Annotated in this window: 23 protein-coding genes and 2 pseudogenes; 15 read left to right on the top strand and 10 right to left on the bottom strand. The window is 68.2% G+C overall.

The features are described from left to right. The first annotated feature begins 111 nt into the window (after positions 1–111). From AC0Z36_RS00175 to AC0Z36_RS00195, 5 genes and pseudogenes are all read left to right on the top strand, one after another. Positions 112–1,767, top strand: coding sequence for a hypothetical protein (locus AC0Z36_RS00175; protein WP_485460514.1), 1,656 nt, complete (start codon positions 112–114; stop codon positions 1,765–1,767). A 184-nt stretch (positions 1,768–1,951) separates the two neighbouring features. Beyond that, positions 1,952–2,341: pseudogene (locus AC0Z36_RS00180) on the top strand (winged helix-turn-helix domain-containing protein); the annotation flags it as partial. Positions 2,342–2,498: 157 nt separating this feature from the next. Further along, the gene (locus AC0Z36_RS00185) at positions 2,499–2,945 is read left to right on the top strand and encodes an SCO4402 family protein (RefSeq protein ID WP_485460515.1); all 447 of its coding nucleotides are present in this window, start codon (positions 2,499–2,501) and stop codon (positions 2,943–2,945) included. Positions 2,946–3,007: 62 nt separating this feature from the next. Next, positions 3,008–3,895 carry a formyltetrahydrofolate deformylase gene (purU, locus tag AC0Z36_RS00190; protein ID WP_485460516.1) on the top strand — a complete coding sequence of 296 codons (888 nt, stop codon included), beginning with the start codon at positions 3,008–3,010 and terminating at the stop codon, positions 3,893–3,895. A 723-nt stretch (positions 3,896–4,618) separates the two neighbouring features. Continuing rightward, complete coding sequence (locus AC0Z36_RS00195; protein WP_485460517.1) at positions 4,619–5,812, top strand: RtcB family protein; 1,194 nt, start codon at positions 4,619–4,621, stop codon at positions 5,810–5,812. Between the two features lie 301 nt (positions 5,813–6,113). Here AC0Z36_RS00195 and AC0Z36_RS00200 read toward each other — a convergent pair whose 3' ends face one another. The 5 genes from AC0Z36_RS00200 to AC0Z36_RS00220 form a co-directional block, all read right to left on the bottom strand. Further along, positions 6,114–6,263: a hypothetical protein gene (locus AC0Z36_RS00200; protein WP_485460518.1), complete on the bottom strand. Its 150-nt coding sequence runs from the start codon at positions 6,261–6,263 to the stop codon at positions 6,114–6,116. Beyond that, positions 6,260–6,580, bottom strand: a complete 321-nt coding sequence (locus AC0Z36_RS00205; protein ID WP_485460519.1) for a hypothetical protein — start codon at positions 6,578–6,580, stop codon at positions 6,260–6,262. Before AC0Z36_RS00205 ends, AC0Z36_RS00200 begins: the two co-directional genes overlap by 4 nt. A gap of 148 nt (positions 6,581–6,728) precedes the next feature. Beyond that, positions 6,729–8,417: a serine/threonine-protein kinase gene (locus AC0Z36_RS00210; protein ID WP_485460520.1), complete on the bottom strand. Its 1,689-nt coding sequence runs from the start codon at positions 8,415–8,417 to the stop codon at positions 6,729–6,731. Between the two features lie 141 nt (positions 8,418–8,558). Then, entirely contained in the window at positions 8,559–9,731 is a 1,173-nt protein-coding gene (locus AC0Z36_RS00215; RefSeq protein WP_485460521.1) for a cytochrome P450, read from the bottom strand. A gap of 114 nt (positions 9,732–9,845) precedes the next feature. After that, a complete protein-coding gene (locus tag AC0Z36_RS00220; protein WP_485460522.1) occupies positions 9,846–10,448 on the bottom strand; it encodes a TetR/AcrR family transcriptional regulator in 603 nt (200 codons plus the stop codon). A 78-nt stretch (positions 10,449–10,526) separates the two neighbouring features. Between AC0Z36_RS00220 and AC0Z36_RS00225 the strand changes: the two genes are divergently transcribed. From AC0Z36_RS00225 to AC0Z36_RS00235, 3 genes are read left to right on the top strand one after another with little or no spacing between them, the layout of a single operon-like run. Then, positions 10,527–11,693, top strand: a complete 1,167-nt coding sequence (locus tag AC0Z36_RS00225; RefSeq protein WP_485460523.1) for a CaiB/BaiF CoA transferase family protein — start codon at positions 10,527–10,529, stop codon at positions 11,691–11,693. A gap of 45 nt (positions 11,694–11,738) precedes the next feature. Continuing rightward, on the top strand, positions 11,739–12,434 hold the full coding sequence (locus tag AC0Z36_RS00230; RefSeq protein WP_485460524.1) for a nitroreductase family protein: 696 nt from the start codon (positions 11,739–11,741) through the stop codon (positions 12,432–12,434). After that, a complete protein-coding gene (locus tag AC0Z36_RS00235; protein WP_485460525.1) occupies positions 12,431–13,282 on the top strand; it encodes an SDR family oxidoreductase in 852 nt (283 codons plus the stop codon). Before AC0Z36_RS00230 ends, AC0Z36_RS00235 begins: the two co-directional genes overlap by 4 nt. Positions 13,283–13,544: 262 nt before the next feature. Here the strand turns inward: AC0Z36_RS00235 and AC0Z36_RS00240 are convergent, their stop codons facing one another. The 3 genes from AC0Z36_RS00240 to AC0Z36_RS00250 all read right to left on the bottom strand — a co-directional run bounded on the left by AC0Z36_RS00240 (position 13,545) and on the right by AC0Z36_RS00250 (position 15,823). Further along, positions 13,545–14,468, bottom strand: coding sequence for a TauD/TfdA dioxygenase family protein (locus tag AC0Z36_RS00240; protein WP_485460526.1), 924 nt, complete (start codon positions 14,466–14,468; stop codon positions 13,545–13,547). Between the two features lie 80 nt (positions 14,469–14,548). After that, positions 14,549–15,190: a TetR/AcrR family transcriptional regulator gene (locus AC0Z36_RS00245; protein ID WP_485460527.1), complete on the bottom strand. Its 642-nt coding sequence runs from the start codon at positions 15,188–15,190 to the stop codon at positions 14,549–14,551. Positions 15,191–15,325: 135 nt separating this feature from the next. Then, the gene (locus tag AC0Z36_RS00250; RefSeq protein WP_485460528.1) at positions 15,326–15,823 is read right to left on the bottom strand and encodes a hypothetical protein; all 498 of its coding nucleotides are present in this window, start codon (positions 15,821–15,823) and stop codon (positions 15,326–15,328) included. Positions 15,824–16,437: 614 nt separating this feature from the next. On the opposite strand from AC0Z36_RS00250, the gene hemL reads away from it, so the two are divergent. The 6 genes from hemL to ccsB all read left to right on the top strand — a co-directional run bounded on the left by hemL (position 16,438) and on the right by ccsB (position 22,601). Continuing rightward, positions 16,438–17,775, top strand: coding sequence for a glutamate-1-semialdehyde 2,1-aminomutase (gene hemL, locus AC0Z36_RS00255; RefSeq protein ID WP_485460529.1), 1,338 nt, complete (start codon positions 16,438–16,440; stop codon positions 17,773–17,775). 3 nt (positions 17,776–17,778) lie between these two features. Next, positions 17,779–18,423, top strand: coding sequence for a histidine phosphatase family protein (locus tag AC0Z36_RS00260; protein WP_485460530.1), 645 nt, complete (start codon positions 17,779–17,781; stop codon positions 18,421–18,423). A gap of 76 nt (positions 18,424–18,499) precedes the next feature. After that, positions 18,500–19,096 carry a TlpA family protein disulfide reductase gene (locus AC0Z36_RS00265; RefSeq protein WP_485460531.1) on the top strand — a complete coding sequence of 199 codons (597 nt, stop codon included), beginning with the start codon at positions 18,500–18,502 and terminating at the stop codon, positions 19,094–19,096. Next, positions 19,096–19,857, top strand: a complete 762-nt coding sequence (locus tag AC0Z36_RS00270) for a cytochrome c biogenesis CcdA family protein (protein WP_485460532.1) — start codon at positions 19,096–19,098, stop codon at positions 19,855–19,857. The genes AC0Z36_RS00265 and AC0Z36_RS00270 overlap by 1 nt, the downstream gene beginning before the upstream one ends. Before the next feature lie 5 nt (positions 19,858–19,862). Beyond that, positions 19,863–21,545, top strand: a complete 1,683-nt coding sequence (gene resB, locus AC0Z36_RS00275) for a cytochrome c biogenesis protein ResB (RefSeq protein WP_485460533.1) — start codon at positions 19,863–19,865, stop codon at positions 21,543–21,545. A 3-nt stretch (positions 21,546–21,548) separates the two neighbouring features. Then, positions 21,549–22,601, top strand: coding sequence for a c-type cytochrome biogenesis protein CcsB (ccsB, locus tag AC0Z36_RS00280; protein WP_485460534.1), 1,053 nt, complete (start codon positions 21,549–21,551; stop codon positions 22,599–22,601). 98 nt (positions 22,602–22,699) lie between these two features. Here the strand turns inward: ccsB and AC0Z36_RS00285 are convergent, their stop codons facing one another. Next, positions 22,700–24,463, bottom strand: coding sequence for an N-acyl-D-amino-acid deacylase family protein (locus AC0Z36_RS00285; protein ID WP_485460535.1), 1,764 nt, complete (start codon positions 24,461–24,463; stop codon positions 22,700–22,702). 255 nt (positions 24,464–24,718) lie between these two features. On the opposite strand from AC0Z36_RS00285, the gene AC0Z36_RS00290 reads away from it, so the two are divergent. Continuing rightward, positions 24,719–25,606, top strand: coding sequence for an IclR family transcriptional regulator (locus AC0Z36_RS00290; RefSeq protein WP_485460536.1), 888 nt, complete (start codon positions 24,719–24,721; stop codon positions 25,604–25,606). On the opposite strand, the pseudogene AC0Z36_RS00295 reads toward AC0Z36_RS00290, so the two are convergent. Further along, positions 25,605–25,808 (bottom strand): annotated as a pseudogene (locus AC0Z36_RS00295) (MerR family transcriptional regulator); the annotation flags it as partial. The gene AC0Z36_RS00290 and the pseudogene AC0Z36_RS00295 overlap by 2 nt on opposite strands. Between the last annotated feature and the right edge of the window lie 131 nt (positions 25,809–25,939).

Below are 25,939 nucleotides of genomic sequence, written 5' to 3' on the forward strand. Positions count from 1 at the left end.
GTTCCCACCAAATGCGTCTGGGTTAGCGTCGTACCGCCGCGGTCCACAGTGCCGCGGTGGTCCGGCGTCAACCGGATCGCAGGCAAGGGCGCAGAAAGGACGGTGGGCGCGATGGCCCGCTCCGAAGGCTCCGGGCAGGGACCGGAGGGACGGGGGGACCAAGAACGGCAGGACGGCGCACAGCCGGGATCGCCCTTCGGCCCGCTCGAACTCCCGCGCGACCACACCGAGTTGATGCCGCAGTACGGAGACGGCACCCAGCCCGGCGGCGACCCGCGCGGCCCCCTGGCGCCACCCCCGTACGCGCCACCTCAGGCGTACGGCCCCCCGCCCGGCGGCGGACGCGGCGGCCCACCCCCGCCCGCGTACCAGCCGCCACCACCCACCGGCCCGCCCGGCGCCCCGTCGCGCCCGCAGTTCACCCCACCCGGCGGAGGCGGACAGACACCGCCGCCCGGCACTCTGGGAGCGCAGCCGCCGGCTGACGACCGCACCCAGGTGCTGCCGCCGATACCCCGCACCGGACCGGTGTGGGGCGCACCACAGGGACCGCCGCAACAGGCGGGGCCCTACCCCGGGCAGCCGCCCGTGCCGCAGCAGGCCGGTCCGCAACAGGCCGGTCCGCAACAACAAGGTCCGCAACAGGCCGGTCCGCCGCCGTCCATGCAGGACGCCGCGACCCAGGTCTTCCGGCCGGTCCCGGCCGGACCGCCCGCCGCGCACCCGGGCCCGCCGCAGGGGTTCGGGCAGCAGCCCCCCGCCGCGCACCCGGCACCGCCGCCGCCCACCGGGCCGCAGTGGCAGACCACGGGCCCGCAGCCCGCGCCGGGCGCCTCGGCCTTCCCGGAAGGCCTGTTCCGCGACGACGCAGCCGCGCCCAGGACCCAGACATCCCAGCAGTTCGGCGCTCCGCAGCAACCCCAGCGACAGCAGCCGTACGGCAACCAGCCCCAGCAGCCCCAGTTCGGCGGCGGCTACAACGACGGCTACAACGACGGCCAGAACAACGGCCAGAACAACGGCTACGGCAACAACGGCGGCGACCATAACGGCCGCAACGACCGCAGTGACGACCGGTACGACGACTACGGTGACGACGGCTACGGCCGCCGCAAGGGCCTGCTCATCGGCGGCGGCGCGGTCGCCGTGGTCATCTGCGTCGTCGCGGCACTGTTCGTCGGCGGCGCGTTCGGCAGCGACGACGACAAGACCACACCGGCCGCCCAGACCAGCAAAACCACCAGCCCGTCCACCCCGGCGACGCCGCCCGCCAAGAGCAGCGCCGAGAGCACACCGTCGGCCCCGGCCGCACCCGAAGCCAGCCCGCAGGCCAAGGAACTGGACGGCATCCTGGACAGTGCCGCGGGACCCCGCAACAAGGTCGTCAACGCCGTCGCCCAGATCGGCAAGTGCGAGAACGTACCGGCCGCGATCCAGGACCTCAACGAAGCGGCCACCCACCGCGACGAGAAGATCACCCAGCTCAAGACCCTCAAAGTCGACCAGCTGACCAACGGCACCGAACTGGTCGACTCTCTGCGCAAAGCCTGGTCGGCCTCGGCCGACGCCGACCGCCAGTACGCGGCCTGGGGCGCCGACGTCCAGGGCGGAAAATGCAAGGACAAGAAGGCCGAAAACACCGGTAACCGCAAGCAGGGCGACAAAGCCAGCGGACAGGCCACCGCGGCCAAACAGAAGTCCGTCGGCCTGTGGAACCCCGTAGCCAAGGACAACGGCCTCAAGAGCCGGACGGTCAGCGAACTCTGACCCGGGTCCGGCTTGTTACCGACGGCGTACGGATTTCCCACACGTGAGCGCGGGCCCGGCCGGGCCGTCGGACACCCCGACGCCCCGGCCGGGCCCGCGCCTTCCAGGGCTTACTCCGGCGTGACCGGTGCGCAACCTGGCCGAAACACCCGTCGGCCACGCTCACAGACATGGCTAACGGCGCGGCCGACGCATCGCCGTCCAGGAGCACGGCGCCCCCCTCGAAGACTTCACCCAGACCCGCCGCGACCGCGGCGCGGACGTCATCGGGGTCCCGGTCTACCGCTGGGGCCCTCCGCAGGACCCGGCAGCGGTCCGCAGACTCGTCGAGCAGACCGTACGACGTGACCTGCACGCCCTGACCTTCACCACCGCACCGGCCAGCACAGCCCTCCTGGACACCGCCGAAGAACCCGGCTGGGTCCTCTCCCGCGCGGAACTCCTCAAAAAGGTCTGGGCCGGAGCCCAAGCCGACGAACACGCCGTCGCCCGCCTCCGCACAGCCCTCGGCCCGTACGCCGGACTCATCCGAACCGTCACCAAACGCGGCTACCGACTGGCAGTGGAGCCGTAGTCCTTTCCACCGGACCGCCAGCCCCCGCCTGTCCCGCAGCCGCCCCGCTGAGGCATGCTGTGTCTGCCCGGGGGGCCACCCCCCGGACCCCAGGTCGAAAACCGCGGTGGCCTGGGACGTCTCCGCACGATGCAGCGAAGGCAGAGGTGCCCGGACCATGGCACGAATGCGCGTCCACACCGTTCCGTGGTGGCGGTGGCGGGCCACCGTCCGCTCCGCCGTGCACATGTTCGGCGACCCCACCTTCCAGCAGGAAGTCTGGCTGGCCGGCCGAGCCGAATACGGCACCGTCACCGACGCCGTCTACCGCCTCGTCGGCGACACCTGGCTCGACCGCTGGTCCGCCACCCGCTACATCGACTGCGTATTCGCCGACGAAGCCGAAGCCCTCACCGTCGACGCCCTCGTCGTCGAGGTCCTCGCCGTCCTCCACGAAATCGGCGAGGACGCACCCGCCCCCGCCTACGTCAACCACCCCCGCTGGCCCCAGGTCCTCGCCACCGGCCGGGCCGCCCACCTGGCCCTCGCCGACGGCGACGCCGACGAACCGGACCGCATGCCCGACTCCCTCGACGTGCTGCGCATACGCACCGGCGGACGCTGAACGCAAGACCAGGGCGGAAAGCCGTACGATTCCTGGCACCCACCGGATCCAGGAGTTGTGCCATGACCGCCCCCGCAGGAACAGCCGCCGGCACCGTCGGAGACGGCCAGTACGTCCTCACCCTGTCCTGCCCGGACAAGCGCGGCATCGTCCACGCGGTCGCCAACTTCCTCATGATGACCGGCTGCAACATCGTCGACAGCCAGCAGTTCGGTGACCGCGACACCGGCCTGTTCTTCATGCGTGTGCACTTCTCCGCCGAAGAACAGGTCAGCCTCGACGCCCTGAACGCCGGTTTCGCCGCAGTCGGCCAGTCGTTCCGCATGGACTGGGCCATCCACGACGCCGACGCCCGCATGCGCGTCATCATCCTGGTCAGCAAATTCGGGCACTGCCTCAACGACCTGCTGTTCCGCAGCAGTATCGGCGCACTGCCCGTCGAAATCTCCGCCGTCGTCTCGAACCACCGCGACTTCGAAGAACTCGCCGGCTCCTACGACGTGCCCTTCCACCACATCCCGGTCACCGCGGACACCAAACCCGCCGCCGAAGCCGAACTGCTGGAACTCGTCGCCGACTACAACGTCGAACTGGTCGTCCTCGCCCGCTACATGCAGGTGCTCTCCGACAACCTCTGCCAGCAGCTCGAAGGCCGGGCCATCAACATCCACCACTCGTTCCTGCCGAGCTTCAAGGGCGCCAAGCCCTACCACCAGGCGCACATCCGCGGCGTCAAGCTCATCGGCGCCACCGCGCACTACGTCACCGCGGTGCTCGACGAAGGCCCGATCATCGAGCAGGAAGTCGAACGGGTGGACCACTCCATGACACCCGCCCAGCTTGTCGCAGTCGGCCGCGACGTCGAGTGCCAGGCACTGTCCCGGGCCGTCAAATGGCATAGCGAGCACCGCGTGCTGCGCAACGGAATCCGTACCGTCGTCTTCGTCTGAGGCTTTCGGCCCGGGACTTCCCGGCTACCGCCGCCGCGCCCGCAGGTCCCGCCGGTGCAGCGGCCCGTCCCCGTCGAAGTCCCGGACGTGTGTGCGGCTGAGACTGCCGCGCCGTTCCTGCGCCGGTATGTCGGGGGCCCGGCGCGACCGGGAGCCGACTCGGAGCACCAGTCTGCCCAGAATCACAGCACAGATGAAGACAAACGACGCTGACATCCCCACAGCCACCATCTAGGAAAATCTACGCGTATCGATACCTGGTGTCATCAGGCATTCCCCTGGACTTGCCGACTTGATCACTCCTGACTTCAGTGTGGAAAATCCTTTGCGCCTACGGCACTCGAAGTGGCTTCATAGGGACATCAGACGTTCACCTACACCTGCCGGCCCACTCTGCGGCTGCACAGTGGCCCCGGCGTTCCCAATCGGAGAGGAGTGGACCGTGCGGTTCCACCGATATGCCCGACGCCCCGTCAGGTGTCGCGCGGCAACTCGCGTGTAGTAACCCCGTCCGCTCCTCTCTTGCGCGGCACACCTTGTTTCCTGACCGGGTGTCCGCGCCGGAGGGCCGTCCCGGCCGCGTCTATAGGAAGCAGTTCCGGGCGCACGGCCTGGCACCGCTGAAGATCGCGGGCCGGGACGGCCCTTCCCCTGCATCGTTGATTTATCCGGCGTACGGATTTCCCGCGCGCGCTGGAATTCTTCCGGAGGTTGATCAAACCCATGTCTTACACCGAGGTACCCGGCGCACGCGTCCCGATCCGGATGTGGGCCGACCCGAACTCCGTCGAAAGCCAGGCGATGGACCAGTTGCGCAACATCACCACGCTGCCGTGGCTGCACGGTCTGGCGGTGATGCCGGATGTGCATTTCGGCCGTGGCGCGACTGTCGGTTCGGTCATCGCGATGAAGGACGCGGTGTGTCCGGCGGCGGTGGGGGTGGACATCGGGTGCGGCGTTTCGGCGGTCCGTACCTCGATGACCGTCAACGACTTGCCGGATGATCTAGCGTACCTGCGGTCGAAGATCGAAGAGGCGATCCCGGTCGGGTTCCAGACGCGCAAGGAGGCTGTGGACGCACACGACTTCCATGGCTTTGCCACGGCTGGGTGGGATGACCTGTGGAAGCGGTTCGACACTCTCGCTTCTGAGGTTCACTGGCGCCGGGACCGGGCCGCGGTTCAGCTGGGCAGCCTCGGCGGAGGAAATCACTACCTGGCTTTGGACAGTGACAGCGAGGGCCGGATCTGGCTTGAGCTGCACTCCGGCTCGCGGAACATCGGCAAGGAACTGGCTGAGCACCACATCGGTGTCGCCCAGTCGCTGTCGCACAACAGGGGTTTGGTAGACCGCGACCTGGCGGTGTTCATCGCGGACACTCCGCAGATGGAGGCCTACCGTCGTGATCTCTACTGGGCGCAGGAGTACGCGCGGTTCAACCGCGACATCATGCTCGCCCTGTACGAGAAGGTGATCCGGACCAACTTCCGTAAGAAGAAGGTCACTTTCGACCAGCGGATCTCCTGCCACCATAACTACGTCAGCGAAGAGACCTACGACGGAGTCGATCTACTGGTGACCCGTAAGGGCGCGATCCGGGCCGGTTCCGGGGAGATGGGGATCATTCCCGCTTCCATGGCCGCCGGTTCGTTCATCGTCCGGGGGCTCGGCAACCTGGACTCCTTCAACTCCGCGTCCCACGGTGCCGGCCGCAAGATGAGCCGTGGCGCGGCGAAGCGGCAGTTCACAGTGGACGACCTGATCGAGCAGACCAAGGGCGTCGAGTGCCGCAAGGACCGGGGTGTCGTGGATGAGATCCCTGGCGCGTACAAGAACATCAAGCAGGTCATGCGCCAGCAGGAGGATCTGGTCGAGGTGGTGACGCACCTCAGGCCATTGATCACGGTCAAGGGCTGAAACGTACGGAGGGTGGGCCTGACCAAGGCCCACTCTCCGTTGCTGCTGTCAAACCCGGATAAGCGGTGGCCGAGGTAACTTGAATTCCTCGGCGATCGCGTCGAGCAGTGTGCTGATGTCATTCGGGTCGCTGGTTACGACAGTTGCCGCCAAGGTGACCGCAGTCGCTGCAACCAGTGCGTCTACTGCATCGCTTGTGCCTGTGATCTTGAGCCCTCGACCGGCGCGGCGGGCAATCACAGCATCTGCGGGATGAAGTTTCGCACCCTTCATCAGCTTGTGCAGCCCGTGCTGACGGTCGTCACCCCCGAAAGACCTGCACGTAGACAGGGATCGGCACGAGAATTTTGGAATTGTCAGCCAGGAACGTCTCATGCTTGAGGCTGAACCGGAAGTCGCGACGCTGGGCAGCGATCAGAGCGCCGGCGTCGTAGACGATGGACTCGGTCAAGTGCATTCCCCCCGAGCCCGTCGAGAGGCGTGGAAAGCCCGGATCCGCGCCATGTCGGCTTCGATCTCCGCATCGATCGCGACTTTCTCAGCGTCACTAATTGGACCGTGTAGCTCTTCGGCCTCTGCGACAAGCTCTGCAGCGGCGCGCAGGCCTTCCGTGCGGCCTAGGTCCCGCTCGTGCATCTCGACGATCACGGCCGAGATGGTGATTCCTTCGGCTTCAGCGCGTCGGCGAAAGTCAAGCTCGACTCCAGTCGGAACGCTGATCGAAAGCTTTCCCACGTCGACCTCCTCGTAGAGCTGTATTACGGCCATACTACCTGCTCGTGGCGTTTTCGTGAGGGGAGTCGGCAGGCCGCCGCAACCTCCTCGAATGGCTCAACGAGACCGCCGGAAGAGTGGTTACGGGTATTTCTCCATGATTTTCTTGGAGATCTAATACGAGCCGAAAAGCCGCAGAACCTCAACCTTGGCTGGACGACTTCGTCAGCGTCGCCTTCGGGTCGCCCGCCCCCGCCGCCTTGGCCTGGTAGGTCATCGTGCCGTTCGGCTGGAGGGTCAACAGGATCTGGCCGCCGGAAGTACAGGCCGGCATGCCGAGGATGGTCGGGGCTTCGCCGGATCCCGGGACGTCGTCGACCAGGACGCCTTCCGGGCCGGCGGCGGCCAGTTTCATGTCGCCGGAGCAGGTCACCTTTGTGCCCAGGACGTCGGTGGTCGAAGAAGATTTCCCGACGACAGTGCCACTGCCACCCACCTTCAAGGTGACGGTCACAGCTGCTTTGAAGCCCGCTCCGGAAGTGCTTTCGCCGGTCCAGGTGCCCTTGTAGTTGTCCGGCACCGGGCTCTTGCCGGTCGGCATCCCCGCTGCGGCAGGCGGCGCGGCTGTGTTCGTCGCCGGCCTCGTACCCGGAGCTGACGTGATGGTGGACGCGGCACTGGCACTGCCTGCGGAGTTCTTCTTCTTGTCGTCGCCCCCCATATTGAGCACCACGATCACCCCGGCGATCACCGCCGCGACAGCTACTGCGGCGACGTAGGGCCACGGAGTCCGCCAGCCCCGGCGGCGGATCTGCTCAGAAGGCGAATCCGACGGCGGTGGGCCGGGCGGGAAGGTGGGCACCGGTGGCAGTGCCGCAAGTTCCATCGCGTCAGCACCGCGCCCCGGGCCGTAACCGTAGTTGTATCCGCCGGCGTTCCCCTGTTCGGTCGGCTCCACGGACCCGTGCTGCGGCTCCTGCGGGTGCTCCATCTCCAGGAGCGAAACCGCCCGCCGTGAAAGCGAGTTGTTCAGGTCCGGCGGCAGCCAGCTCCCGGACAGTGCGTCGGCGGTACTGATCGCGCCGAGGGTGCCTTCGGGAGCGAGCGCGGACAGAACTTCGGCGGGAGTGGGTCGGTCGGTCACCGACTTCCGCAGACACGCGGCCACGACATCGCGCAACGACGCCGGTACGTCGCCGAGTTGCGGTTCCTGTGCCACGATCCGGAACATCAGGGCCTGGCCGCTGCCTTCGCCGAACGGGCCGATGCCGGTTGACGCGAAGACCAGCACGGAACCGAGCGAGAAGACGTCCGACGCCCCGGTGACCCGCGCCCCGTCGATCTGCTCCGGCGACATGAAGCCGGGGGAGCCGACGGTGAATCCCGTACGGGTGAGGACTGACGCGTCCAAGGCCTTGGAGATGCCGAAGTCGATGACCTTCGGGCCGTCCAGGGAGAGCAGCACGTTCGACGGCTTGAGGTCGCGGTGGATGAGATCCACCGCGTGAATGGCCGTCAGGGCCTCGGCCAGTCCGGCGCCGAGAGTCCGTACGGAAAGCTCCGGCAGGGGGCCGCGCGATTCAACCGCCTCGTACAGCGAAGGCCCAGGGACGTAACCGGTCACCAGCCACGGCGTCTCCGCCTCGGTGTCGGCGTCGAGTACGGGTGCGGTCCACGCGCCGCCGACCCGCCGCGCGGCGTCGACCTCGCGGCGGAAGCGCGTCCGGAAGCCGGGGTCGTCGGCGAGTTCGGGACGGACGACCTTGACCGCCACCACCCGGCCGCCGGGTGAGCGGCCCAGATAGACGCGTCCCATCCCGCCGGCGCCCAGGACCCGCAGGATCCGGTAGGCGCCGATCTGACGCGGGTCGTCCGTTCCGAGCGGTTTCATGGTGCCGTACCTCCGGGTGGCTGGTCAGACGTGGCTGAGGATACGGGGGTACCCGACCGGCGACGCAGATCAACCGTCAGACGTTGCAGCCTGGTGCGTCCATGGGGGGATTGCCGAAGCAACCGACGGGCGCGGGGTCGCTCAGAACGCCACCGGCATCGACGCGATCCCCCGGATGAACGACGACGGAGTGTGCGCCAGCGGCTCGTCGGACGCGAGACGCAGCGCGGGCAGTCGGCCCAGGATCTCCTCAAGCGCCACCCGGATCTCCAGCCGGGCCAGTGAAGACCCCAGGCAGAAGTGCGGGCCCGAGCCGAAGGCGATGTGTGGGTTCGCCGTACGGAACGCGTTGAAGGTTTCCGGGTCTTCGAACACGTCGGCGTCGCGGTTCGCGGCTCCGTACAGCATCATCACGGTCTCGCCGGCGGGGATTGTCACGCCGTGCAGCGTGATGTCCTCGGTGGTGTGGCGGGCCATGTTGACCACGGGGGAGACCCAGCGCAGGCACTCCTCGACGGCCGTCGGGATCAGTGACGGGTCGTCACGCAACCTGGTGAGCTGGTCGGGGTTGCGCAGGAGCGCGTTGAGGCCGCCCGAAATCACGTTGCGGGTGGTCTCGTTGCCGCCGACGAGCAACAGCAGGGATTCGCCGACGAGTTCCTCGGTGGTGAGCTTCTCGCCGTCGACTTCGGCGTTCACCAGCGTGCCGATGAGGTCCTCGGGTGCCTGGCCGCGGCGTTCCTCGATGACGTTCAGGGTGTAGGTGAGGTATTCGTTGAACGCCTCTCCGGCCAGGTGGCTGAACTCGCCGCCGTCGGAGAGCATGACCATCACGTCGGCCCAGTGCTGGAGCTTGCCGTGGTCGCCGTGCTTGATGCCCAGGAGTTCGCCGATGAGGGTCATCGGGAGTACTGCGGAGAACTCCTTGACCAGGTCGGCTTCGTTCTTGCCGTCGGTCATCTTGTCGATGAGCGTGGTCACGATGCCGCGGACGTGGTCCTCCATGCCGGAGATGCGGCGCGGGGTGAAGCCCTTGGAGACGAGCTTGCGGCGGCGGTAGTGCACCGGGTCGTCGGCGTCGATCATCGACGGCTGCGGGCCGACGTAGGGGCGGGAGCCCTTGGCGGAGGAGAGCAGTTCGGGGTGCCGCTCGGCCCACGAGACGTCCTCGTGGGTGGTCAGGCCCCAGACCTTGGCCTGCTCGCTGTAGTACACCGGGGCCTCGGCGCGCAGCCAGGCGTAGTCGGCGTACGGGTCACCCGCGTACCACTCACGGTCGAGCAGGTGTATCTCACGTGCGGGCGTGGTGCCCATGGCGCCTCCTGGTGGGGTGTCACGTGTCTGATGGAAGGTCAGGAAAAGTCTGCTGGGTCAGGAAAAGTCTGCTGGGTCAGGAAAAGTCTGCTGGGTCAGGAAAGCTCCGCCGCGTCAGGAAAAATTCGCGATGAGCCGCACAGCGGTGCGCATCACTTCCTGGACCTCGGCGCTGCTGCGGCCCCGGCAGGTCAACGAGACCAGGCCTGACAGCAGAACGTGGCCGAGGACGGTGTCGACGTCGGTGCGGAATTCATCCGTGAGGTCGGTGCCTTCGAAGGCGAGCGCGGTGATCCGTTTGATGCTGCTCTGGAAGGTGCCGTGGGAGACCTCCGCCGAGGGGTCCGCGCTGGTCGCGGCCTGGACTACGGCTTCGGCGAGCAGGGGGTACTCCGCGCTCAGCTCGACCAGCAGGCACAGCATCGTGCTGAGCCGCTCGGCCGGTCCTTCCGGGAGTTCACGGCTCGTCAGGTCTGCCAGGGCGCGGCCGATCCAGAGTGCCGAGACCTCGCTGAGCAGGTGGTTTTTTGAGGTGAAGTACCGGTAGACAGTCGCCCGGGACACCTGTGCGCGGTCCGCCACGTCATGCATGGTGACCGCTGCGTAACCGCCCTCGATGGCCAGGTCGCAGGCGGACTGCACCAGGCGCTCGCGCCTGGCCTGCTGGTCGGGGCTGAGCGCTCGGGTCAGGGTGATGGTGGTGTTGGACTGTGCCATGGAGAGATCTTGTCTCCCGATGAGACTGAAGTCTAGTCTGACGTCTCGTCAGTTATCGGGTACGGCTCTGGAGGCAGCATGGCGAAGTCCGGCGGACCACTGACCGGGGTGCGGGTCGTCGAGTTCGTCGGCCTCGGTCCCGGGCCGTACTGCGGGATGCTGCTCGCCGACATGGGCGCGGAGGTCCTGCGGATCGACCGCGCGGACGCCGCGCGCAAGGGGTTCGACGGGCCGCCGCGCAATCCGATGAACCGGGGGAAGCGGTCGATCGCCGTGGATCTGAAGCACCCTGACGGTGTGTCGGCCGCGCTCGACCTCATCGGGAAGGCCGATGCGTTGATCGAGCCGTTCCGGCCCGGTGTGATGGAGCGGCTGGGGTTGGGTCCTGATGTGTGTCTGGAGCGCAATCCGAAACTCGTCTTCGGGCGGCTCACCGGGTGGGGGCAGACCGGCCCGCTCGCCAGGACCGTCGGGCACGACATCGACTACCTGGCGCTGTCCGGGATGCTGGAGCCGATCGGCCGGGCCGGACAGCCGCCGACCGTCCCGCTGAACCTCGTCGCCGACTTCGGCGGCGGTGGGATGTTCCTCGCGTACGGGATCGTCTGCGCGCTCCTGGAGTCCGCGCGCAGCGGCGAGGGCCAGGTCGTGGACGCCGCGATGATCGACGGCGCGGCCAACATCGGGTCGGTCTGGTTCACGATGGCGGCCGGCGGCGGGCTCGGTCCGCGCGGTACCAACATGCTCGACTCCGGTGCGCCGTTCTACGACGTGTACGAGACGGCTGATGCGAAGTACGTCGCCGTCGGCGCGATCGAACCGCACTTCTTCGCACGGTTCCTGGAGCTGATGGGGCTGGCCGACGACCCGGACTTCGCCAAGCAGTACACCCAGGACCGGTGGCCGCGGATGAAGGCCAGGCTGGGCGGGATCTTCCGGACGAAATCCCGCCGGGAATGGTGTGATCTGCTCGAAGGTGACGACGCGTGCTTCGCGCCGGTGCTGACGCCGGTTGAAGCCCACGAGCATCCGCACCACATCGAGCGCGGGACGTTCCACGTCGTGGACGGCATCCCGGAACCGGCGCCGGGGCCGCGGTTCAGCCGCACCGCCGCAGCGGTCCCGAGCCGCCCGGTCAACCCCGGCCCCGCCGGCGACGGCGGGGACACGGACGCGGCGCTGGCCGCGTGGGGGTTGTCCGCGGCGACCGTCGCCGGGCTGCGTGCATCCGGCGCGGTCGTCTGAATTTCGGTCAAGTCCGAACATCCGCTGAAACACCAGGAGTTCCGCATGGATATCAATGAGGCCCTCTACACCACCCGTGCCATGCGCAGGGTCAAGCCGGATCCGGTTCCGTACGATGTCCAGGCCCGCATCCTGGATGCCGCGGTTCGCGCGCCCAGCGGTGGCAATGCGCAGAACTGGCGTTTCCTGCTGGTCGACTCGGTCGAGGTGAAGGCGCGGATCGGGCCGATCTACCGGACCGCGATCGACACGCTCTGGAAGACGGTGTACGCGCCGAAGGTGGCGGCGGCCGAGGCCGATCCCGAGTCGGCTGACTCGAAGCAGTTCCGTGCCGTGCAGAAGTCGTCGCAGTGGCTGGCGGACAACTTCGAGCAGGTGCCGTTGTTCCTGTTCGGGTTCATCCAAGGTGACCCGTCCGGCGGCTCGATCTTCCCGTCGGTGTGGTCCGCGCAGCTCGCCGCCCGCGCTGAGGGCGTCGGCAGTGCGATCACCGCGGTCCTGGGCATCTGGGGCAAGGAAGAGGTCCTGGAGATCCTCGGCGTGCCGAAGGACCAGCACTGGAACATGTCCTGCTGCGTCTCGATGGGCTACCCGACCGGCAAGTGGGGCGTCGCCCCGCGGATCAACGCGCACGAGGTGGCCGCGCGCAACAGTTGGGACGGGGACCTCGGGTTCACCGTCGACCAGCCGCTGTGGCCCGCCGACGGCGCTGTGTACAACCCTTCAGGAGCGCAGAAGTGACCGGGATTCAGACTCGTATCAAGAAGTTCGACAACGCCTCGGCGTTCATCACCGGCGGCGGCAGTGGCATCGGCCTGGGCTGCGCGATACGGCTGGCGTCCGAAGGCGCGCATGTCGTCATCGCGGGGCGTAGCGAGGAACGGCTGAAGAAGGCCGTCGCCGAGATTGAAAAGGTGGCCCAGGGGACACGTGTCGCCTACGTCGCGTGTGACACCACCGATGAGGACCAGTTGGCCGCCGCGGTCCAGCAGGCACAGGACATCGCCCCGCTGCGGGCCGTCGTCGCCTCGGCCGGCGGCAACTCCACGATGGGCCCCATCACGCAGATGGACGCGCAGAAGTGGCGGGACACCGTCGAGCTGAACCTCACCGGCACGATGCTGGCGCTCAAGCACTCCGCGCGGCACATGGTGCGCAACGGCGGCGGTTCGTTCCTGGCGATCTCGTCGATCGCGGCGTCCAACACACACCGCTGGTTCGGGGCGTACGGTCCGTCAAAAGCCGCAGTGGACCAGCTTGTTCAGCTGGCCGCCGACGAGCTCGGCCCGTCGCAGGTGCGGGTCAACGGCATCCGGCCGGGCCTGGTGAAGACCGAACTGGTCGACGCGATCACCCAGCCGGGCCCGGTCTTCGACGACTACATGGCCTGCACGCCGATCGGCCGCCCCGGTGAGGTCGAGGACATCGCCGCGCTCGCGGCATTCCTGCTCGGCCCCGAGTCCACCTGGATCACCGGCCAGGTCGTCAACGCGGACGGTGGGCACAGCCTGCGCCGCGGACCGGACTTCCGGGCGTTCCTGGAACCGGTGTTCGGCGCGGGTGGGTTGCGGGGAGTGACCGCGGAATGACGACCAGGAGCTTCAGTTCCACCGCAGAGCCCGCGACAGTACGGTTGTCCGCTGGCGACTTCGGTACTTGTTCCGCCTGGAGCCCACGCCTGCTCAGCGCATCGTGCCGGTGTGGCGGGTGCCTGCGTATGTGTGGGTGAAACAGCTGACGGCGCGCGGGGCTGTCGCCTGATTGTGTAGGGGAAGTCCCGTACGCCATAACGATTTTGAGGGTTCCAGGGCCGGGAGGCCCTGGAACTCTTTCAACCGCGTGCCGGTCGCCTCAGCTGTTGGTGAGCACGTGCGAGGTGAAACCCGTCGCGCCCACGGGCGTGTCGCCCGTGATGGTGATGCGCTGCATCGAGCGGTGCACGCCTGCGGGGAGGTCCGTGGGGACGATGTGCGCGGTGGCGCGGTTGTCCCAGAAGGCGATCGTGCCGGGCTGCCAGCGCAGCCGTACGGTGAACTTCTCATCCGTCATGTGCTCGTACAGCATCTCCAGGATCCGGCGGCCCTCGTTGCGGGTCAGCTCCAGGATGTGGCTCGTGAACAGCGGGTTCACGAAGATGGCCTTCTCGCCGGTCTCCGGGTGCACCCGCACCACCGGGTGGACCGCGCGCAGCCCGTCGCCGAGGAAGATCTTCGCGAGCCCGCCGGGCAGTTCGCCGCGTTTCATCGGCAGGACGTTGTGGTGCACGGCGGTCAGCCCGTCGATCATGTCCCTGATCGGCTGGGAGAGTTCCGCGTACGCGGCGGCCAGGTTGAGCCACTGCGTGTCGCCGCCGTACCCGGGGACGACCACCCCGCGCAGGATCGAGCCGGCCGGCGGTTCGGGTATGAACGTGACGTCGGTGTGCCAGCGGCTCTCGACCTGGGCCCCACCGCCCATCCCGCCCATCCCGTCACCACCCATCTGCTTTGTGTCGAGCAGCAGGATCTCCGGGAAGTCCGGGAACTGCGCGGGCAGCGTGGGGTGTCCGGGGACGGGCGCGCCGAACTGTCGCGCGAACGCCTGGTGCTGGGCCTGCGTGATGTCCTGGTCGCGGAAGAAGACGACCTTCCACGTGAGCCAGGCGGCCCGGATCGCCGCCACGACGTCGTCGCCGAGCGGCTTGCTGAGGTCCACGCCGAGGATCTCGGCGCCGATGAGCCCGGCCATCGGGCGGACATCGAGGTCTGTCGCGGTCTGTTGCGTGGTGCCGGTCACGGTGGACCTCCTAGGGGTGTACGAGGATTTTGATCCAGTGGCCGCTGATCCCGGCCTGACCGCGATGAGCCGCCACTGGATCACACCGGTTGCCCCACCGGTGCCAGGACGAGGGCGACCGCGGTGTCCGTCAGCGTCGACAGGAACGACCGGCGGTCGCTGGGTTCGGGAGTGGTGCCGTACTGCAGGAACATCTCGCGGTCGGCCAGCGCGTGGCCGAGGTAGCCGGACAGCAGGAGGAAACGCTCGGCCCGCAGCGGCGGCGGAAGATGCGTCAGCTGCGCGGTCAGTCGTTCGCGGACGGTGTAGAGGCCGCGGGTCCACTCCTGGCGGGCGAGGTCGGTGGGCGCGGTGTCCGCCAGGAAGCCGGCGTGCACGCAGAACCGCAGGTACCACGACGGTTCGTCGCGGGTGCCCAGGGTCTGGGCCAGGGGGAGGAGGAACGCCTCGACGAGCGCGCGGGGTTCGTGGCCCCGGCCGGCCTCGTCGAACCAGGCCAGCAATCGGGTCCGGTGCGCGTTGACGGGCGTCATGCGGTGCTCGAACACCGCGTCCACCAGGGCTTCCTTGCTGCCGAAGTGGTAGCGCGCGGCGGCGGTGTTGCGCTGGCCCGCCTGTGTGCCGATCTCGCGCAACGAGACGCCGTGGACGCCGCGTTCGGCGAACAGGTGCTCCGCCGCCTCGATCATGCGCAGCCGGGCGTCACCCGGCGGTCGTCCCATGGCGGGGACGTTAAACCGCATGGGTTAAAACTGCAAGAGTCAAAACCGTGTGGTCAAAACTGCGTGGTCAAAACTGCGTGGTCAAAACTGCGTGGTCAAAACTGCGAAGGGCGGTGCTTCCCTGGTTTCCGTGCTTCAGGAATGCATCAGGCAGAACAGCTGGTGCCCCGCGTTGTGCAGTTCGCGGGCGAAGAGGGTCCAGTCGTGCAGCATCCGGTAGAGCAGGTAGGCGTCCCGGGGGACCCGCCGGTCGGGGACCGTGGACCAGATGAACGCGGCGGCGCCCAGTTCCTCCTCGGTCGCGTCGCGCAGGACCTTGAGGAGGTTGGGCGGCAACTGCACCACGGCGTGCGTGGGGTGCAGAATGATCAGTTCGAGCGGGGGCTGCTGTTCCTTCGGAGTGTCCCCGAGCAGGGACAGGATCATCATGCTGACCGTCTCCGGCTTGACCTTGGAGATGTACGAGTTGGAGGGTCGCTCCGGGCTCTCGCGCAGGTCTTGGCTGAAGCCGGCCTGATCGAACCCGGCCTGATCGAATACGCCCTGGTCGAGTGGAGTCGGGTCGAGCAGGGTAGGTACGCGTGCTGCGGTCGCGCGGTCCGGCGCGCCGAAGTACTCGTACGTCACACCCACGAGGCCACCTCCCTTCGCGATCTGATGGCGGGGCAGTGCACTGCGGTCCGCGGTGGTGGGCAAGCTTTTCGGCGGAGCTGTCCGATCCGGAACGGGGGCCGAGGGCGGGCACCTGACTCCGTGTCGGATGTATGTCGGAGGAACGTCGGAGGGATGCCGGAAGGGGAGTCCGACGGTCCGGTACAGATCGTCTCAGGTTACGGGCGGGTCAAGACCGGCGGTCCGGTCTTATTCCGGCGAATCGGACGGCCGGCGTGGAAAGTTGGGGTTTTCGGTGCGCAGGCTTACGGGTGACCGTGCGCAGTGTGCGCTCAGGTCGTGTCGTCGCCACCGCGCGTACACCCCGAATCGTCGCCGCCGCACCCGGACTCCGCATACAAGGGCCCGGGTCATGCCCTGGCCGGTTCGTCCGTTCTGTCCGGACCGCTCCGGTCATCGTCCCGGACCCGGAGCGCCGAAACACGCGTTTCGGCAGCGGCGGGACACGCGCATCTGTCCCATAGGCGTATTTCCGGGTCGCCAGATCATACCGAGCGCCGGCCGTCCGCCGTAGCACGCGGAGCCGTCGACCTGTCCGGCGGGAGTTCCCCGGCGGGCTCTGAGAGCATGGCGGGGTGAGCTCCGACAACAGTTTTCCCCAGCGTCCGTATCCGGCGGAGGCCCCGGCGTCCGAGGCCTTGTTCGAGCGTGCCCAGGCAGTCACGCCCGGTGGCGTGAACTCGCCGGTCCGTGCGTTCCGCGCGGTCGGCGGCACGCCGCGTTTCATGGTGTCCGGCAACGGGCCGTACCTGACCGACGCCGACGGGCGTGAATATGTGGACCTGGTGTGCTCGTGGGGTCCGATGATCCTGGGGCACGCGCACCCGGCGGTGATCGAGGCCGTGCAGGCCGCTGTGACCCGCGGCACATCGTTCGGCACGCCCGGGGTCGGGGAGGTGGAACTGGCCGAGGAGATCGTTTCGCGGATCGACGCGGTCGAGCAGGTCCGTCTGGTGTCGTCCGGCACGGAAGCGACCATGTCGGCGATCCGGCTGGCCCGGGGCTTCACGGGACGTTCGAAGATCATCAAGTTCGCCGGGTGCTACCACGGTCATGTGGACGCGCTGCTCGCCGCCGCCGGTTCCGGTCTGGCGACCTTCGCGTTGCCGGACACACCCGGTGTCACCGGCGCGTCGGCGGCCGACACGATCGTCCTCCCGTACAACGACCTGGCCGCGGTCCGGGCCGCGTTCGCCGCGCACGGCTCCGAGATCGCCTGTGTGATCACCGAGGCGGCGTCCGGCAACATGGGCGTGGTCACCCCGGAGCCCGGTTTCAACCAGGGCCTGAAGGACCTGTGCCACGCCAACGGGGCGCTGTTCGTCTCCGACGAGGTGATGACCGGTTTCCGGGCGTCGCAGACCGGCTGGTTCGGCATCGACGGTGTCGTCCCCGACCTCATGACGTTCGGCAAGGTCATGGGCGGTGGCTTCCCGGCGGCGGCCTTCGGCGGCCGGGCCGACGTGATGGCGCACCTCGCCCCCGTCGGGCCCGTCTACCAGGCCGGCACGCTGTCCGGTAACCCGGTGGCGACCGCCGCCGGACTGGCCACGCTGCGCAACTGCACCCCCGACGTCTACACCCGGCTCGACCACGTGTCGCGGACCATCCGTACGGAAGCGTCCGCCGCGTTGGCGAAGGAAGGCGTCGCGCACACCGTCTCCACGGCCGGGACGATGTTCTCGATCTTCTTCACCGATTCGGCCGTACGGGACTACGAGCAGGCCAAAGCGGCCGAATCCTTCCGCTACGGGCCCTTCTTCCACTCCATGCTCAACGCTGGGGTGTACCTTCCGCCGAGTGCGTTCGAGGCGTGGTTCGTCTCGGCCGCGCACGACGACATCGCGGTCAACAAGATCATCGATGCCCTCCCCGCCGCGGCCCGCGCCGCAGCTACAGCTCAGGAGAACTGATCCATGAGTGACGTCACCGTCGTCCACCTCATGCGACACGGCGAGGTGCACAACCCCGAAGGCGTGCTGTACGGACGGCTCCCGGGCTACAACCTGTCCGAACTCGGCGTGAAGATGGCTGAGCGGGTCGCCGACCACCTCGCGTCGCGGGACATCACCCACGTGGTGGCCTCGCCGCTGGAGCGTGCCCAGGAGACCGCCACGCCGATCGCCGGGCGGCACGGTCTGTCGCTGGCCACCGACCCGCGCCTGCTTGAGGCGGAGAACATCTTCGAAGGCAAGACCTTCGGGGTGGGCGACGGGTCGTTGCGCAAGCCGGAGTACTGGAAGCACCTGCGCAACCCCTTCCGCCCGTCGTGGGGGGAGCCGTACATCGAGCAGGTCGTGCGGATGCTCGGCGCGCTGAACGCGGCCCGCGACGCAGCCCGCGGCCATGAGGCCGTGTGCGTGTCGCATCAGCTGCCGGTCTGGGTGACCCGGCTGTTCGTCGAGCGCCGCAAGCTGTGGCACGACCCGCGCAAGCGGCAGTGCTCGCTGGCCTCGCTGACGAGCTTCACGTATGAGGGCGACCGCATCGTCAGCGTCGGCTACAGCGAACCGGCGCGGGACCTCCTGCCCGCCCACCTGGTGAAGTCCTTCGGAGCGTAAGAATTAGTTAAAGGTGCGGTGTGTTCCGGACGCCACCCGCCGCAGTGGCGTCCGGGGCCCATGCGAAACTTTTCACATGCGTACAAGGGGTCACTCGCTCAGCCGTGCCGCCGCGCTGGTCACGGTCGGTTTGCTCGCACTCACCGCTTGCGGCGGGAGTTCCGGCGGGTCGTCGGGCGGCGAGCAGGGTTACGTCGACGCCGCCGACGCGGGTGTCACCCAAGTCAACGCGGCCGACCGTAAGACGGCCCCCCAGGTCTCCGGCGAGGATCTCACCGGCAAGCCGATCAGCCTCGCTGACTTCAAGGGCAAGGTCGTCGTCCTCAACGTGTGGGGATCGTGGTGCGGCCCGTGCCGGGGCGAAGCGCCGAACCTGCAGAAGGTGTACGCCGACACCCGGGCCAAGGGCGTGGAGTTCGTCGGGATCAACACCCGCGACTCCGGCCAGGACAACGCCATCGCCTTCGAGAAGCGGTTCGGGATCACCTACCCGAGCATGTGGGACCCCGAAGGCCGGCAGATCCTGAAGTTCAAGGGCGACATCATCCCCAACAGCATCCCCACCACGCTGGTCATCGACCGGCAGGGGCGGGTCGCCGCGCGGTACGCGGGCGGTCTGGAAGAGGGCAAGCTGCGGGCGATGCTCGAACCGGTCATGAACGAGCCGGCCTGATGCTCACTCTCGTCGCGGACACCGGGGTGAACAACACCGTCCTCACCGGATCCTTCATCGTCGCCGCGCCCATCGCGCTGCTGGCGGGACTCGTGTCGTTCTTCTCGCCCTGCGTGCTGCCGCTGGTCCCCGGCTACCTCTCCTACGTCACCGGAATCTCCGGTGCCGACATCAAGGACGCCAAACGCGGCCGGCTGCTCCTCGGTGCCTTCCTCTTCGTCCTCGGCTTCACCGCGGTGTTCACCTCGATGGGCGCGGCCTTCGGCTTCTTCGGCAGCACCATGCTGGAGCACCAGAAGACACTCACCAAGATCTTCGGCGCGATCACCGTCGTGCTCGGCCTGTCCTTCATGGGCGTCCTGCCCGGAATGCAGCGCGAGTTCCGGTTCCACAAAAGGCCCACCCTCGGACTGCTCGGCGCGCCGATGCTCGGCGTGCTTTTCGGCCTCGGCTGGACCCCGTGCATCGGCCCCACCCTGAGCGCGGTCCAGACCCTGTCGCTCCAGGAAGGCACCGCAGGCCGCGGCGCGCTCCTCAGCGTCATCTACTGCCTCGGCCTCGGCGTCCCGTTCATCCTCACCGCACTCGCCTTCCGCAAGGCACTCGGCGCATTCGCGTGGGTCAAACGCCACTACGTGTGGGTGATGCGCCTGGGCGGCGGCATGCTGGTACTGCTCGGCCTGTTCATGGTCACCGGCCTCTGGGACACCTGGATGCGCCAGATGCAGAGCTGGGTCAGCGGCTACTCGATCGGATTCTGAGAACCTTGAGCACCGGACGTACGGAAACCCCGGCCGAACCGACCACCGACGCGGCCTCCGCGGCGGGCATGGGCACCACGCCCAACGAACGGCGCGGCAGCGACGACATAATCCAGCCCACGCTCAACGTGACCGGCTGGCTGCGCTGGCTGTGGCGGCAACTCACGTCGATGCGGGTCGCCCTGGTCCTGCTGTTCATGCTGTCGCTCGCGGCGATCCCGGGATCGCTGATCCCGCAGCGGTCGATCAGCCCGATCAAGGTCGCGCAGTACTTCACGAACCACCCCACCCGCGCCAAGATCATGGACAAGGCCCAACTGTTCGAGGTCTTCTCGTCCTGGTGGTTCGCGGCGGTCTACATCCTGCTGTTCGTGTCGCTGGCCGGCTGCATCATTCCGCGCACCTGGCACCACCTCAAGGCGCTGCGCAGCACCCCGCCGACGGCACCGCGCAACCTGAAGCGGATGCCGGTGTACGCGCGGTGGGAGACGGCCACGTCACCGGCCGACGCGCTCACCGCAGCGGGTGCCGCGCTGAAGAAGCGCCGTTTCCGTACGAACGTCGGTTCCGACTCGATCGGCGCGGAGAAGGGCTACACCCGGGAGACCGGGAACCTGGTCTTCCACCTCGCGCTGTTCGGTGTGTTGATCGCGGTCGCGCTCGGCAGCCTGTACAGCGGCAAAGGCGGCAAGATCGTCGTGGAGGGTTCGCCGCAGGGTTTCGCGAACACGCTCACCCAGTACGACGACTTCCAGCCGGGCAGCCTGTTCGACACCAAGGACATGGAGCCCTTCAGCTTCACGCTGACGAAGATCGACCAGCGCTTCGAGCGCACCGGCGCGCAGACCGGCGCGCCCCGGGCCTTCACCGCGCACATCAAGTACCGCGAGACCCCGGACGGCCCGGAGAAGCAGGGAACGATCAAGGTCAACCACCCGCTGGAGGTCGGCGACACCAAAGTGTTCCTGATCGCCACCGGGTACGCGCCGGACGTGACTGTGCGCGACGCTCAGGGCAACGTCGCCTACAACGGCCCCACGGCGTTCCTCCCCCAGGACGGAAACCGTACGTCGACCGGTGTCATCAAGGTCGCCGACGTCACCAAGGGCCTGGAGCAACTGGGCTTCGAAGGCCTGTTCGCCCCGACGGCGCGGATCACCGGCGACCGCGGACCGCATTCGGTCTTCCCGTCGCTGGACGACCCCGCGTTGTTCCTCACCGGCTACCACGGCGACCTGGGTGTCGACTCCGGGATCCCGCAGTCGGTGTTCCGGCTCGACCCGAAGAAGATGACGCAGTTCAAGAAGGGCAGCGACCCCGTCCGCATGATGCTGCGCCCCGGCGACACGATCCAGTTGCCGGACAACCAGGGCTCGATCACCTTCAACGGCGTCGCCACCTGGGGCAACTTCCAGGTCTCGCAGGAGCCGGGCAAGGGCCTGGCGCTCTACTCGATCATCGCGGCCATCGCCGGTCTGGTGCTGTCCCTGTTCATCCGGCGCCGCCGGATGTGGGTGCGTGCGACGCCGGGCGAAGACGGGCGTACGGTCATCGAGGTCGCCGGTCTGGCCCGCACGGAAGGCGGCGGGCTGGCCGATGAGGTCCAGTCGTTCGTGGACGAACTGCAGACGCGGATCCCCGCGGAGCAGAAATCCGTACAGCCCGACACTGTCGGAAACAAGGAGTAGGGCGTGGCCGTCAACGAATCACTGGCCCAGTGGAGCAACGTCTTCATCTATTCGGCCATCGCCGTCTACATGCTGGCCTTCTTCGCCTATGCCGCTGAATGGGCTTTCGGCAGCCGCAGCAGGGTCGGCCGCACCGCGGCGGCGCTGACTGAGGTCCCCGCTGAGGCCGTGACCGCGGGCGGCGGGGGCGTCGCGCTCGCCGAGCGCCCGAAGGTCATCGTCCAGGGCTCCGGCCACGACGCCGGCGACTCGGACGACTTCGGCGACATCGCCGGTGACAGCGACAAGGCCGACATGGTCGGCCGCGTCGCGGTCTCGATGACCGTGCTCGGCTTCGTGCTGCACGCGGCCGGACTGCTGACCCGCGGCTTCGCGGTGAAGCGTGCCCCGTGGGGCAACATGTACGAGTTCTCGGTCGCGGTGGCGCTCATCGTGGCGGGCGCGTACCTGGTACTGCTCGCGCTGAAGAAGCCGGTCCGCTGGCTCGGCGTCTTCGTCACACTCCTGGTGCTCATGGGCCTCGGAGTGGCCGTCACGGTCCTGTACACCGACTCCGAGCAGCTGGTCCCGGCGCTGCACTCGTACTGGCTGTGGATCCACGTCTCGTCGGCGATCATGTCCTTCGGCGTGCTCCACCTGGGCGCGTTCGCTTCGGTGCTGTTCCTGTTCCGCGACTCGTACGACAAGCGCAAGGCGGCCGGCCGGACCAGCGTCCGGGTCGACGACTTCTTCGAGCGGCTGCCCGCCGCCGCGGCGCTGGACAAGTTCGCCTACCGGGTCAACGCGGTGATCTTCCCGCTGTGGACCTTCGCGATCGTCTGCGGCGCGATCTGGGCGGAGAACGCCTGGGGCCGCTACTGGGGCTGGGACCCGAAGGAGACCTGGTCCTTCATCACGTGGGTGGCGTACGCGGTCTACCTGCACGCCCGCGCGACGGGTGGCTGGAAGGGCCGGCGGGCAGCGTACATCTCACTGGTCGCCTTCTCCTGCTTCATCATCAACTACTACATCGTGAACATCTTCGTGAACGGGCTGCACTCGTACAGCGGGGTGTGACCGCGGACCGTGCCGCGTCGATCAGGTACGGAAGGCCCCTCTGGAGGGCGGATTCCTGGGGTTCTCGCACCACCTGATCGACGTGCCGGTTCCGTCCGCTAGCGGGCCCCGCGGATCAGCCGTCCCGGCCGCGCCCCGGTGTCCTTGTCGTTGCGGCGGGTGATCTCGCCCGCGACGATCGTCGCCGTGTAGCCGCTGGCCGGCTGGAGCATCCGCCCGCCGCCGGCCGGCAGGTCGTGGACCATGCGCGGGCGGTGCAGGGTCAGCGTGTCCAGGTCGATCACGTTGATGTCGGCCCGCTTGCCCTCGGTCAGCACACCCCGGTCGGTGAGCCCGAACAGCCCGGCGGTGTCCATCGTCTGCTTGCGGACGACGAACTCCAGCGGCAGCTGCGCGCCGCGCGTCCGGTCCCGGGCCCAGTGGGTCAGCATGTACGTCGGCTGCGACGCGTCGCAGATCATCGCACAGTGCGCGCCGCCGTCGGCCAGGCCGAAGACACTTGCGGGGTGCGTCAGCATCTCCCGTACGGCGTTGTGGTCGCCGTCGGAGTAGTTGAAGAACGGGACCATGAGGATGGCCATGCCCTCGTCGTCGAGCATCAGGTCGTACAGCGTCTCCAGCACACCGGCGCCCCGGGCCTCGGCGACCTTCGCCACGGTCTCGTCGGCCAGCGGCTCGTAGTCCGGCACGGTGGCCATCGGGTACATCCGGTCGGTCATGTGCTGGAGTGCGACGTTGACCTGGTCGCCGGGGATCGTCGGGTCGGACGGCAGGTCCGTCCCGTCGAGGATGGCCACCTTGACGCCGGGCTTCGCGAGTTCCGCGATGAATTCGCCGTACGTGAGCTCACCCGAAGCGCGCCTGGCGTACAGAGCCTGGAACGCCGGCCGCTTGCTGAACGCGTTGCGGGTGTCGAAGCCGGTCAGCATGCCGAACGGGCGTGCGGTCACCTGCGGGTAGAGCGGAATCCCCGCGTCGTGCGCGCGCAGTGACTCGGCCATCAGGTCGCGCCACAGGTCCGGCGCGGCGTTGACCTGCATCAGACCGAAGGACACCGGCATGCCGATCTCCTCGGCGAGACGACGCATCCAGTCGACCTCCTTGGCCGGGGCGACCAGGTCCTCACCGGCGACGCCGGTCGGCGCCAGCTCGAACACCGAGCGCCCGCCGCGGGCCATCGCCCGGCCGAGCGCGAACAACTCGTCCTCAGTGGCGAAAGTGCCGGGCACCGGCTCGCCGCCCATCGCCTTGTGGGTGACCGTACGCGAGGTGGAGAAGCCCAGCGCCCCCGCTTCAACGCCCTCCTGGACGATCACGGCCATCGCCTCGATGTCCGCGGGCTCAGCCGTCTCGTTGTTCGCACCGCGGTCACCCATGACGTACGCGCGCACTGAACCGTGCGCGATCTGCACGCCGATGTCCATCGAGAGCCGCCGCCGCTCCAGCACGTCGAGGTACTCCGGGAAGGTCTCCCAGCCCCACGTCATGCCCTCGGCCAGGGCCGTGCCGGGGATGTCTTCGACGCCCTCCATGAGGCTGATCAGCCAGTCCTCCTTACCGGGCCGCACCGGGGCGAAGCCGACGCCGCAGTTCCCGGCGACGACCGTGGTCACACCGTGCGAGGCGGACGGGTCGAGCACCTCGTCCCAGGTCGCCTGGCCGTCGTAGTGGCTGTGCACGTCGACGAAGCCCGGAGTGACGATCTGGCCGGTGGCGTCGATGGTCGCGGCGGCCTCGCCGTCCAGCGCACCGTCCCGGCTGATCGCGACGATCTTTCCGTCCCTGACCGCGATGTCGCCGACGAACCGGTCCTGGCCGGTGCCGTCCACGATGGTGCCGCCGGTGATCTTCAGGTCGTACATCGTGGCCCTCCAGAGGTGAGCTGATTAGCCGTCAGGCTTGCTGGACCGGACCGTACGGCTGCGCACTGTGCGCGTCAATATGCGCACTATGCAAAAAGATCGAGATTGAGTACGGTGCGGCCCAAAGCCTTCGCCCGCAAGGCTGTTCCCCATGGGGCTGTTCCCCATGGGGCTGTTCCCCACGGGGCTGTTCCCCACAGGGCTGTTCCCCACGGGGCTGTTCCCGCCAAGGCTGTTTCCACCAAGGACCCCCCAGTGCCCAGACCCTCGCCACAGACCGACCGGCTCGTCTCGATCGTGGAAGCCATCGCGGACCGCCCCGACGAGGGGCTGACACTCTCCGAGATCTCCCGCCACCTCGCGGTCACCCCGGCCACCTGCCACCCGATGCTCGCCGCGCTCCTGGAGACGGGGTGGCTGATCCGCCACCCCGTCCGCAAGACCTACCGGCTCGGCCCCGCGCTGCTGAGCGTCGGCCGGGCGGCGGCCCGCGGTCTGGACATCCTCGACCTCGCCCGCCCCGCCATGGAACGCCTGCGCGACAACTACGCCCTCACCTGCTTCGCGCTCACCCCCGGCGAGGCCCACGTGACGATCGCGCAGGTCGTACGGTCGCCCCGCGCGCGCGAATCCCAGCTGCGCATCGGCGACCAGGCCCCCATCGCCCCGCCGCTCGGCATCGGCTACGTCCCGTGGGCCGACGAACAGACGCTGAAACGCTGGCTGGACGCCGCCGACGATGAGGAATCCCGGACAAAACTGACCCGCGCGGTCGCCGGCGCACGGGACCGCGGCTATGCGGTCGAACTGGTCACCGACGTCGAAAGCGGGCTGAGCGAAACCCTCGACCTGCTCGACCGCGAACTCGAAGGCCCGTCCGCCGCCAGGCTGCGCCGGATCGTCGAGACCCTGGCCGCCGAACTGGGCGGCGGCCACGCCTCCATCGGGCAGGTGACGGAACTCGACCCGGACGTGAACTACCGGGTCGGGGCGGTCAGCGCACCCGTACAGACATCCGACGGCGAACTGCTGCTCATCCTCAGCCTGCGCGGCTTCGGCGCGCAGACTTCAGGGACGCGGGTCGCGGAGATCGGCCGGAGCCTCGCGGCGGCTTCGGCGGGCGTCAGCCGGTCATCCGGGTGACCGCGCCGGCCTCGGCCAGTCCCAGGCCCAGCTCCCGGAGCAGCAGGACGCGCCGCAACCGCAGCAGTTCGGGCTCGCCGTAGTCCCGGTTGCCGTTGGCCGCGATGAACGCGGGCTTCAGCAACCCGACCTCGTCGTAGTGCCGCAGCGTCCGCGAGGTCACCGCGGAGAGTCGGGCCACTTCGGTGATCGACCAGGACATCGCTTACTCCTGATGTGTCACTTTCCGCCGGAGTGTTCCGGCGATGACAGTCACGGTAGGAGTTGACGCTGCGGCAGGGGCAACCCGCGACAAAAGACTGGCTGATGCTGCCGTCGAGCGTGGGATGACAG

This window comes from Kitasatospora sp. UYEF31, assembly GCF_057291755.1.